The 11,847-nt window shown below is 37.8% G+C and carries 10 protein-coding genes; all 10 read left to right on the top strand.

Features of this window, described 5'->3' with window-relative positions:
- Positions 1-96: 96 nt before the first annotated feature.
- Positions 97-1,182, top strand: a complete 1,086-nt coding sequence (gene prfA / locus J2786_RS20595; RefSeq protein ID WP_047428803.1) for a peptide chain release factor 1 — start codon at positions 97-99, stop codon at positions 1,180-1,182.
- 77 nt (positions 1,183-1,259) lie between these two features.
- On the top strand, positions 1,260-1,937 hold the full coding sequence (locus J2786_RS20590; protein WP_047428806.1) for a hypothetical protein: 678 nt from the start codon (positions 1,260-1,262) through the stop codon (positions 1,935-1,937).
- A gap of 94 nt (positions 1,938-2,031) precedes the next feature.
- The gene (locus J2786_RS20585; RefSeq protein ID WP_374710531.1) at positions 2,032-4,134 is read left to right on the top strand and encodes a prolyl oligopeptidase family serine peptidase; all 2,103 of its coding nucleotides are present in this window, start codon (positions 2,032-2,034) and stop codon (positions 4,132-4,134) included.
- Positions 4,135-4,272: 138 nt separating this feature from the next.
- A complete protein-coding gene (scpA, locus tag J2786_RS20580; RefSeq protein WP_047428810.1) occupies positions 4,273-6,393 on the top strand; it encodes a methylmalonyl-CoA mutase in 2,121 nt (706 codons plus the stop codon).
- A 42-nt stretch (positions 6,394-6,435) separates the two neighbouring features.
- A complete protein-coding gene (locus J2786_RS20575) occupies positions 6,436-7,419 on the top strand; it encodes a M28 family peptidase (protein ID WP_047429044.1) in 984 nt (327 codons plus the stop codon).
- A 407-nt stretch (positions 7,420-7,826) separates the two neighbouring features.
- Positions 7,827-8,561 carry a hypothetical protein gene (locus J2786_RS20570; protein WP_047428812.1) on the top strand — a complete coding sequence of 245 codons (735 nt, stop codon included), beginning with the start codon at positions 7,827-7,829 and terminating at the stop codon, positions 8,559-8,561.
- A gap of 27 nt (positions 8,562-8,588) precedes the next feature.
- A complete protein-coding gene (locus tag J2786_RS20565; protein ID WP_114822096.1) occupies positions 8,589-9,980 on the top strand; it encodes an RtcB family protein in 1,392 nt (463 codons plus the stop codon).
- Between the two features lie 76 nt (positions 9,981-10,056).
- Positions 10,057-10,602: a nucleotidyltransferase family protein gene (locus J2786_RS20560; RefSeq protein WP_047428815.1), complete on the top strand. Its 546-nt coding sequence runs from the start codon at positions 10,057-10,059 to the stop codon at positions 10,600-10,602.
- Positions 10,603-10,604: 2 nt separating this feature from the next.
- Complete coding sequence (gene prfH / locus J2786_RS20555; RefSeq protein WP_047428816.1) at positions 10,605-11,303, top strand: peptide chain release factor H; 699 nt, start codon at positions 10,605-10,607, stop codon at positions 11,301-11,303.
- A complete protein-coding gene (locus tag J2786_RS20550; RefSeq protein ID WP_047428817.1) occupies positions 11,290-11,802 on the top strand; it encodes a tetratricopeptide repeat protein in 513 nt (170 codons plus the stop codon). The genes prfH and J2786_RS20550 overlap by 14 nt, the downstream gene beginning before the upstream one ends.
- Positions 11,803-11,847: the final 45 nt, after the last annotated feature.

Here is an 11,847-nt window from a genome sequence, read left to right as displayed (position 1 = left end):
TACATCCTTTATCCCTAATGCTCAAAAATTTATGATGATTCGGAATTTTAATTTTGAATTAATAATCCTTATCTTTGCACCCACAAAATTTCTACAATGTCTAAATCATTAATTCCAAAATTAGAAGCTATTAAACAAAGATATAATGAGGTTGCAGACCTTATTATACAGCCTGATGTCATTTCAGACCAAAAAAGATATTCTTCTTTGAACAAAGAATATAGTGATTTGGGAAAAATTGTAAGAGTTTACGATCAGTACAAAGGTGCTCTGGACAGTATTGCAGAATCTGAAGAGATCATTGCAGACGGTTCAGACAGAGATCTGGTAGATCTGGCTAAAGAAGAAAAGCTGGAAGCTCAGGCTAAACTTCCGGGATTGGAAGAAGAACTGAAAGTATTACTGATCCCTAAAGATCCTGCCGATGACAAAAACGTTATCGTAGAATTACGTGCCGGTACAGGAGGTGATGAGGCAGCTATCTTTGTGGAAGATGTATACAGAATGTATACCATGTATTTTAAAACAAAAGGATGGAGACATGAAGTAACGGATTCTAACGAAGCCGCAAAAGGATACAAGGAATTGATCATGAAAGTGGAAGGAGAAGGTGTTTACGGAATCATGAAGTTTGAATCCGGAGTTCACCGTGTACAGCGTGTACCTGAAACAGAATCTCAGGGAAGAGTACACACTTCTGCCATTACCATTGCTGTTCTTCCGGAAGCAGAAGAAGTAGATTTTGAACTGAATCCTGCAGATATTGAAATGCAGACTTCCCGTTCAGGAGGTGCCGGTGGTCAGAACGTAAACAAGGTTGAGACTAAAGTTCAGCTTACCCACAAACCTTCAGGACTTGTTGTAGTTTGTCAACAGGCTCGTTCTCAGCTTGCTAACCGTGAGTTGGCAATGGAAATGCTGAGAACAAAATTATACGATATCGAATTACAGAAAGTACAGGGAGATATTGCCGCACAACGTAAATCTATGGTATCTACAGGAGACCGTTCTGCAAAAATTAAAACCTACAATTACCCGCAAGGTAGAGTTACAGACCACAGAATCAATAAGTCTATGTACAACCTTGATGCTTATATGAATGGTGATATTTCTGAAATGATTGATGCAGTAATCATGGCAGAAAATGCAGAGAAGATGAAAGGGGAAGAAGAGAATTATTAAAATTAAAACAAATAAAAACAAAGCCTCTGACTTTTCAGGGGCTTTGTTTTTCCCAATAACAAAACAAAATATAAACTATGAAAAACTACAAAATTATTTTCCTGCTGTTGCTTACCATAATGGGGCAGCAACTGATGGCGCAGACAGAAGTAAAGAAACCTAAAGAAGCCTTTGAGCTCTTCTTTGGTACTTTTGTGAATAATGATGACGCAGCATTGAATAAACTCAATGATTATTTAAAGCCTACCGTAGACAGTCAAACTGCTTATCAGGTGGATTTTAAAGAAACTTCAAAGGAAATGATCAATGGAAGCGTAGATAATTTTCTTGCAGCCTTTCCTAAAGCTACGGCTGCAGCTTGTAAAAAAGAAGCTGAAGATTACTTCGCCGCAATGTTTGGGAATTTTAAAACCGGAAAACTTACTGTAAAAGATGTAAAAGTAGTTCCGAATGAATATGTTGAAGGGCAAAAAATCGCAGAAATAAGCTATTCTGTAAGCTTCCTGGTTCCCTCAAAGCTAACCTCTGGACCAAAAGGAGATCTGAATAAAATAAAAGCTGAAGACCTTAAAAAGTATCTTATTCAGGCAGTTCAGGATTTTAAGAATGCTGATAAAACGGTAACAACCGACCAAAATTTTAGACTTTACGAACTTAAAGAAGGTGATAAAATATACTATTGGAACGGCAGCCCGGATGAGATTGTTTCCAACCTTACCGATTTCTATTTTGAAAGCTTCGGAGCCAATGAATAGATGAAAAGTACAATCATAAATAAAAAAAGTCCCAATATAAAGGGACTTTTTTTATTTCACATACTTTGCGTATTTTTGAGAAAAACCGATCAGTATGAATTTTAAACCTATATTGTTAACAGCTGGAGTATTGTTTTCAGCATCTTTTTATTCTCAGAAAATGAATTATCCTAAAGCGTTAAAAGGAAGCCAGACAGATACCTATTTCGGAACTGCTGTTTCTGATCCCTTCAGAGATCTGGAAAATGATTCCGAACCTACAAAAAAATGGGTAGATGAAGAAGTAGCTTACAGCCAGAATTATCTTTCTAAAATTCCGTTCAGGGATAAAATTAAAAGTCAGCTTAAAGATATCTGGAATTATGAGAAAATTTCAGCACCTTTCAAAGAAGGAGATTATACTTACTATTATAAAAACGATGGTCTGCAGGCGCAGTCTGTTTTGTACAGAACAAACAATAAAACCAATGCTACAGAAGTATTTTTAGATCCTAATAAATTTTCAGAGAAAGGAACAACTTCTCTTTCCAATCTTTCTTTCAACAAAAAAGGAAATCTTGCCGCTTACTCTATCTCTGAAGGAGGTAGTGATTGGAACAAGATTATCATCATTGATGCTGTAACCAAAAAACAGATTGATGAAACTTTACTGGATGTAAAATTCAGCGGGATTTCATGGCAGGGAGACGAAGGGTTTTATTATTCAAGCTACGACAAACCAAAAGAAGGAACAGTACTTTCCGGAATGACGGATAAGCACAAAGTATACTTTCACAAGCTGGGAACAAAACAGTCTGAAGATCAATTGATTTTCGGAGGAGATAAAACTCCAAGAAGATATTTAAGTGCCGGAGTTTCTGAAGATCAGAGATATCTTATCATTTCGGCAGCTAATGCTACAAATGGTAATGAGTTGTATATAAAAGACCTTAAAAATGGGGGCGATTTTGTACAAATTATGAACGGATTTGATATCAATGCCAGCATCGTAGATACACAAGGTGATGATCTTTTCATTTTCACCGATAAAGATGCTCCGAATATGCGTCTTGTAAAAACTACGATAAGCAATCCTGCTCCGGCAACATGGAAGGATGTAATTCCACAGACTGAAAACGTGTTGGGAATTTCTTCCGGTGGAGGATATTTCTTTGCAACCTATATGATTGATGCCATAGATCAGGTAAAACAGTTTGATAAAACAGGAAAACTGGTTAGAGAAATTGCATTGCCAGGAAAAGGAAATATCTCAGGGTTCGGAGGAAAAGAAAAAGAGAAAGATGTTTACTTTTCTTTCAGCAATTATATTACACCGGGAACTACTTATAAATTCAATGTAGACTCAGGGAAATCTGAAGTGTATCAAAAGCCTAAAGTGAAGTTTAATCCGGACGATTATGTTTCAGAACAGGTATTTTATACTTCAAAAGACGGTACAAAAGTTCCTATGATGATCAACTATAAGAAAGGAACTAAACTTGACGGTAAAAACCCTACGATCCTATATTCTTATGGAGGTTTCAACATAAGCTTACAGCCTTCATTCTCTGTAGTCAATGCGATCTGGATGGAAAATGGAGGTATTTACGCTGTTCCAAACATCCGTGGAGGAGGAGAATACGGTAAGAAATGGCATGATGCAGGAACAAAACAGCAGAAGAAAAATGTTTTTGAAGACTTTATTGCTGCCGGAGAATACCTTCAAAGCAAAGGCTATACTTCAAAACAATACATGGCCCTTTCAGGAAGATCAAATGGAGGATTACTGGTTGGTGCAACAATGACGATGAGACCGGACCTGGCAAGAGTAGCTTTCCCGGGAGTAGGAGTGTTGGATATGTTAAGATATAACAAATTTACAGCAGGAGCAGGATGGTCTTACGACTACGGTACAGCAGAAGACAGCAAAGAAATGTTTGAGTATCTCAAATCCTATTCTCCAGTACATAATGTAAAAGCAGGAACTTGCTATCCATCAACAATGATCATCACCAGTGATCATGATGACAGAGTAGTTCCGGCTCACTCGTTCAAATTCGGGGCAGAACTTCAGGAAAAACAAGCATGTAAAAATCCTATTCTTTTAAGAATTGAAAAGAATGCAGGACACGGAGCTGGAAGATCAACAGATCAGGTAATCAGTGAAAATGCAGATCTTATATCATTTGCTTTATTTGAGATGGGAATAAAGAAATAACTTAAATTTATATCCATAAGAAAGGCCGGGCATTTGTCTGGCCTTTTTCTTTTGCTAAAATCAAGAAAAACAGAGTGTTAACAGAAGTTTCATGTTTCGTTCAAAAAAATTAACTTTACGGGGACAAAAATAATTGGAATGCGAAAGACAATTTCTGTGAAAAACCCGGATTTTAATGTATTACCTCAGGAAAGAGAGATTTACAATTTTGAAAAAGACGGCCTTGAACTCAAATCATCCTATGAGAAAAAAGATGTAAAAGATGAATCATTAACGCAGACTTCTCCAGGAATTGCTCCCTATCTGCGAGGACCGTATTCCACCATGTATGTTCAAAAACCATGGACAATCCGTCAGTATGCCGGATTTTCTACCGCAGAGGAATCCAATGCTTTCTACAGGAGAAACCTTGCCGCAGGTCAGAAAGGACTTTCAGTAGCATTTGACCTTGCAACACACCGGGGATATGATTCTGACCACTCAAGAGTAGTAGGAGACGTAGGAAAAGCAGGAGTTGCCATCGACTCGGTGGAAGACATGAAAATCCTTTTCAACGAGATTCCTTTGGATCAGATTTCAGTATCTATGACCATGAATGGAGCGGTACTTCCTATTTTGTCTTTCTATATCGTAGCAGCAGAAGAGCAGGGAGTAAAACAGGATTTACTTTCCGGAACTATTCAGAATGATATTTTGAAAGAATTCATGGTAAGAAATACATACATCTATCCGCCGGCACCTTCCATGAAGATCATCGCAGATATTTTTGAATATACTTCGCAAAACATTCCAAAATTCAACTCGATTTCTATTTCCGGATACCATATGCAGGAAGCAGGGGCAACGCCTGTGCTTGAAATGGCTTATACACTGGCAGATGGTCTTGAATACGTAAGAACAGGAATAAAAGCAGGAATGAACGTAGACGATTTCGCTCCAAGACTATCATTCTTCTGGGCAATCGGGATGAATCATTTCATGGAAATTGCTAAAATGCGTGCCGCAAGATATATCTGGGCAACCCTTTTAAAACAGTTTAATCCTCAGAATCCAAAATCTCTGGCGTTAAGAACCCATTCACAAACCTCAGGATGGTCTTTAACAGAGCAGGAGCCCTTCAATAATATTACAAGAACAGCCATTGAAGCGTTGTCTTCAGCATTAGGAGGAACGCAGTCTCTCCATACCAATGCATTGGATGAGGCCATTGCCCTTCCTACAGATTATTCAGCAAAAATCGCAAGAAATACACAGATTATCCTTCAGCAGGAAAGCGGAATCTGTGATGTGGTAGATCCGATGGGTGGAAGCAATCTTGTGGAAAGCCTTACTCAGCAAATGATCGAAGAAGCGATGAGATACATCGATGAGGTAGAGCAGGAAGGAGGAATGACCAAAGCGATCGAAGCCGGAATTCCCAAAATGAGAATTGAAGAAGCCGCAGCAAAAAAACAGGCTAAGATTGATAGCGGTGAGGAATTCATTATCGGAGTCAATTCATTCAAATCCTCATTGAAGCAGGATCAGATTGAAATCTTAGACATTGACAATACCGAGGTTCGCAGAAAACAGATCGAAAGACTGAATACAATCAAAGCGGAAAGAAATGCTGAGGCTGTTGAACAGATCCTGAATGAAATCCGCCAAAGCGCTCAAACCGGAAAAGGAAACCTTCTGGCATTATGCATCGAAGCAGCGAGAAGAAGAGTTACCCTTGGTGAAATGAGTGATGCCATGGAAGAAACCTTTGGTAGATATAAAGCAAATATTAAAACAATCTCTGGTGTATACGCAATGAATGCCGGTAAAAACGAATACTTTGAAAAAGCCCTTAATCTGACTCAGAAATTTGAAGAGGAAGAAGGACGCCGCCCAAGACTAATGGTTGCCAAAATGGGGCAGGACGGACACGACAGAGGTGCAAAAGTTGTAGCAACAGCATTTGCCGATATGGGATTTGATGTCGATGTCGCTCCATTGTTCCAGACACCGGAAGAAGTAGCTAAGCAAGCTGTGGAGAATGATATTCACATTTTAGGAGTTTCTTCATTAGCTGCAGGACACAAAACATTAGTTCCTCAGGTTGTGGAAGAACTTTCCAAACTGGGAGCAGACGATATCACCATCGTGGTAGGAGGAGTAATTCCTCAGCAGGATTATGAATTCCTTTATGCCAATGGTGCAGACTTTATTTTCGGTCCAGGAACCAACCTTCCGAAATGCGCAGTGGAAATTTTAGAAAGATTTTTAGAAAAGTAGACAGAAAAGTTTTAATTTCAATTTGAAATTAAAATGCAGCCTATGATTCTGAAAAATGTCATAAAGCCTACGAGGAAAAAATTGTTTCTTCTCGTAGGCTTATTTATTATCGCTGGTGCTTTCCTTTTAGCTTCAGGAAAAAATGAATCCATACAAAGCTCGAAAACCTTTGCAGATACTGCTTTGGTTAGGAAACATTTGACAGCACTTACCCAAACGCCGCAATTTAGAAATCATAAAAATATAGAGCAGCTGAATGCCGTTGCAGGCTATATCCATCAGACTTTCAATACCTATGGTGACAGCACTGCTTACCAGGAATACAAAGTTGACGGAAAAATATATAAAAATGTAATGACCTCCTTTGGAACAGAAAATAAGAAACGAATTATCATAGGAGCTCATTACGATGTTTGTGGAGATCAGCAGGGTGCAGACGACAATGCAACAGGAGTTACAGCCCTTTTGGAGCTGGCAAGAATGCTTAAAGGACAAAAGTTGAAGTACAGAGTAGATCTTGTATCCTACACCTTAGAAGAACCTCCTTACTTCAGAACTGAAAATATGGGAAGTTATGTCCACGCAAAATATTTAAAAGATAACAATATTGATGTCTATGGAATGGCCAGTGTAGAAATGATTGGCTATTTTAAAGATGAAAAAGGTTCTCAGAGCTTTCCTGTAGGTGTTCTTTCATGGGTATACGGTGATAAAGGTGATTTTATTACTTTGATTAAAAAATTCAGTGGAGCTGGTCCGTTTGTAAAAAACTTTATCAGCAACTTTAAAGGTTCCGAAAAGATCAAAACAGAAACCTTCTCTGCCCCGAAATTTGTAGCAGGAATAGACTATTCTGATCACCTCAACTATTGGAACTTTGATTTCCCCGCCCTCATGATTACAGATACCTCCTTCTTCAGAAATAAAAATTATCATGAGCCTACAGACACTTTGGAAACCCTGGATACAAAGAGAATGACCAAGGTTATTGACGCCATTTTTCTCAGTATTATTCACCTTAAGTGAAAAAAAATATTTTGATTTTCAGAAAAATGTATATATTTGCACCTGAAAATCAAGTTTAACCAATAAAAAACAACGAAGCAATGTTCAGAACTAATCAGAATTCTACAGTTGGATTGCCACTTATGGTGGTAAGGCTTCGCGGTTTGGTACATTCTTAGAATAACAGTACAATGAAATATCAAAACCCGAAGTCGTAGAGATTTCGGGTTTTTTATTGCGCAATATTTCAAACTTCAAGTTTCCCCGAAATCTTTTTTAGTGTCATTAAGGACAAAACAGAATGAGGTACATTCCTCAGAACTGTATAGTCTATTATTAATTCATTCAACTAATGTTTTAGTTGATTAAAAGTTGTGTGAGATAAAACAATCAAGTTTCCAATATTTCACATCAGACTTCTGTTCACAATGGAAAATGATAACCTTCTGCATTTCCGCCTGAGAAGCGTGAGAAGAAGAAAAAGAGCAATTAGAAAAGATGTAGAAAAGCAGATAAGAAAAAAATACAAACGTAGTAGAAAACTCTGGAAAATAAGAAGAAATCTTCCGTTGATACCATTGGATAAACCCTATCAAAAAGGATTTGTAAGATTCTTTGTTGTAAGAGAAGATGTAAAACAATCCAAAGACGGAGATTTTTTCGAAGGAATTTTAAAGAAGATAAATACCTATATGTATTCTGATAACCGAAAATTTTTAAAAAAGAAAAGAAAGTTCGGAAGAAAGATATATGTAGAAAGAGAGCAGAAGCTTAGGTATATTACTTCATATTCATGGAATTATCCAAAATGGGAACTTACTGACAGAGAAAGACAATACTTTGAAAAGAAAGAAGACTATTGCCCTGTCCGTAAGATATTCGGAACCTACTACAAATTTACCGAACCATGGCGATTTACTTTGAGGGTAACACCCAACATGATTACCCATTACAAACCCCTTGATTTGGAGCTGGAAAAAGAATATGCAGCGCTGGATTCCTATTTGGGAGAGTATAAGGTGATAGGGATTATGAACAAGACTATTTTATGTAAATCGAATCCATGGAAAGAAACGTATCAAAGAAAACTTATCAAAAGCAGGAAATATGCTACCTGCACAATGTCTGCAACAGAGATTGCAGAAAGCTTACTGGACATATAAGTCCAACTGTTATTTAAAACAAAAACAATGGGAAATTTAAAACTAAAAGGAAAAGATATATTAAAACTGGGCTATCCAAATAACCAAAGTGTAAACGTAGCATTGGAAGTCATGAAAAGAAATTTTGCAACGAAGAATATTCACCACGTAAAATCTCTTTTAAAGGAAATCCTGCTGAATCCGGAAGAATTTGAAAAAGATCTTACTTTCGGACAGATTGCAGAAACCCTGCTTTCATCCAAAAAAACGGAAAAAAGAATGTTGAATTCACAACGTGCTTCCTTTCAGATTTTTGGAAACAATATCTCAGAAGAGGCAAAAAACCAGTTATACACTGCTTTGAAACTGCCTGTTTCTACTCAGGGAGCATTAATGCCGGATGCCCACAGCGGCTACGGACTTCCAATTGGTGGAGTTCTGGCGGTGGAAAATGCCGTAATTCCTTACGGAGTAGGAATGGATATTGGCTGCAGAATGAGCCTCAGTATTTTGGATACACCAGTTTCATATCTTGAAGGAGCAAGAGATAAATATGAAAAAGCCCTTGCCGAACATACCAAATTCGGAATGTATGAAACGCACAAATCTCACATAGACCATGAGATTTTCGACAGAGATACATTCGATATGATCCCGATCTTAAGAAGATTAAAGGGAAAAGCCATCAAACAGATGGGATCTTCAGGCGGAGGAAATCACTTTGTAGAATTCGGGGAAGTGGAAATCACCGAAGAAGACGAACAGATTGGCCTGCCAAAAGGAAAATATCTGGGAATCCTTTCTCACAGTGGCTCAAGAGGCCTCGGAGCAGAAATTGCACAGTATTATTCAAGGATGGCAACAGAACAGTGTCCGCTACCAAAAGAAGCCCAAAACTTCGCCTGGCTGGACCTTAGTACACATCTGGGATTGGAATATTGGACAGCAATGAATCTTGCCGGAGATTATGCTTCAGCCTGCCATGACGATATTCACAGAAGACTTGTAAAAGCCGTTGGTGGAAGAGTAAAAGCCAGAATTGAAAATCATCACAACTTTGCCTGGAAAGAAATCCACAACGGAAAAGAAGTGATTGTTCACCGGAAAGGCGCAACACCTGCCAATGAGAATGAATTGGGAATGATTCCCGGATCAATGACCGCAAAAGGATTTATCGTTCGCGGAAAAGGAAACCCGGAATCCCTGAACTCAGCGTCCCATGGTGCAGGAAGAGCACATTCCAGAGGAGAATGCAGAAGTCTTTTCACTCAGCATGATATCAAAAAAGAATTAAAGCTTAAAAATGTCACATTGATGGGTGGAAATGCTGAAGAAGCACCTATGGCCTACAAAGACATCAATGAAGTGATGAACGCTCAGAGCGAATTGGTAGACATTCTGGGAACCTTCCAGCCGAGAATTGTGAGAATGGATAAGTAATTAGCCTAATATTTTACAACCTTACAGGTTTCAAAAACCTGTAAGGTTTAATCAGGAAATATTTAAAAACAAAGAAATGGGAGCACCACATAACATAAAAAGATACGGTGAAGTCTGGCCGGAATTCAGAATCCGGTTAGGACTCAAAATTTTAGATAAATTAAAAGATAAAATCATCATTTCAGGAGGTTGGGCATGGCATTTTATGTCCGAAGAAGGACATACGGAATATAAGCATGCCCATGACCATAAGGATATTGATGTTTTTGTAAAAAAAGAAAAGATAGCAGAAGTAGTCATCATTCTTCAGCAGGAAGGATTCCGGAAAGTCTGGACCCGATATGACCATCTGCCGAGCGAGGAAAACTTTCGCAGGTATGAAAAAACTGTTGAGCTTGAAAATGACAAATTCCACAGAATTACCATAGACTTCTTTGAAAGAGATGATCTTGAAACTATAGAAGCTAATGGTTTTACTGTCGTAAAGCCTGATACTTTACTTTCATTTTACAGAAATATTCATTCCAGTGACAAATGCTGGGCAGTAATGGCTGCAAAAGATTTATTAGAAAAGGGAATAGATCCGGTAGGTCACCCTTTATTAAGCAAAATGCCAATATAACAATGGAAAAATTAATACAAATCACTTCAGGAAGAGGACCTTTAGAATGCCAGTGGGTAGTAGCCAAGGTTCTGAAGACTTTTCTTGAAGAGGCAAAACAAAATACAATAGAATACGAAATCATACATCGTGAAAGCGGTGATGAAAACCTGACATTAAAGTCTGTGACTCTGCTTTTAAAGGGCAAAGAGATAAATATATTTTTAAAAAACTGGTTGGGAAGTGTTTGCTGGATAGGAAAAAGTACATTCAGGAAACTCCATAAAAGAAGCAATTGGTTTATCGGAATCTTCGAATTGGAAAATGTGAAAATGATTGACTTCCATGAAAAAGACATCCGGTTTCAGACTGCGAGAAGTCAGGGAAGCGGAGGACAAAACGTAAACAAGGTGAATACCGCTGTTCGTGCTACTCATATTCCTACTAAAGAAACGGTGTTTGTACAGGATTCCCGTTCCCAGCTGGAGAATAAAAAACTATCTGTTATCAGACTCAAAGAAAAGGTAATGGCTGTTTATATCCAACAGCTGGAAAGAAAGCTGAAAGAAACCTGGTCTCTTCAGATGCAGGTAGAACGCGGAAATCCGGTTCGGACATTTTCAGGAACAGATTTTAAAAAGAATTACGACGACAGGACATTCAAAAAACAAAGAAATGCCTTGAAAAACGAACTTAAAAACTACAACAATGACCTTAACTAAAAGTAAATATTATTTTGAAGCATTAGACTACTTTCCATTCAATCTTTCTGAATGTATGGATGCACTGAATTATGCTCTGTCTTACGAACCGGAAGATGCAGACAGCCTTTGCCTGATGGGAAGAGTATATTCAGAAGAATTAAAGGACTATGAAACAGCAAAGAAATATTTTGATGAAGCCATGCAAAGTAATATCGGAAATGTTAATACTCCCAAATATTATATCGAATGCCTTTTAAATAATGAAGATTATAAAGAAGCGGAAAAATTGATAGCATTTGCCTTAAAGCTAAAAGGAATTGACAAATCAGAAATTCTGAACTGTCTCTCCCTTCTGCAGGAAAGAAACTTTGAGTACAAGCAAGCTTTAGAAACCCTTAAAGAAGCTAAGAAATTTGCTTACAACCGTACAGCACTCGAAATACTTGAAGATAGAGAAAAAATGATTAAAAGTAAAATGCCGGTAACAAGGGTCAGAAAGAAAGAGGAGATTAAATAAATCTCCTTTTTTAGATATATTAAACCTGATTCTGTAGGTATTTAT

Source organism: Chryseobacterium vietnamense (genome assembly GCF_031454475.1).
GTDB classification, from domain to species: domain Bacteria; phylum Bacteroidota; class Bacteroidia; order Flavobacteriales; family Weeksellaceae; genus Chryseobacterium; species Chryseobacterium vietnamense.
The sequence above is the reverse complement of the archived record's forward strand: the minus strand, read 5'-3'. Positions and strand labels throughout refer to the sequence as shown.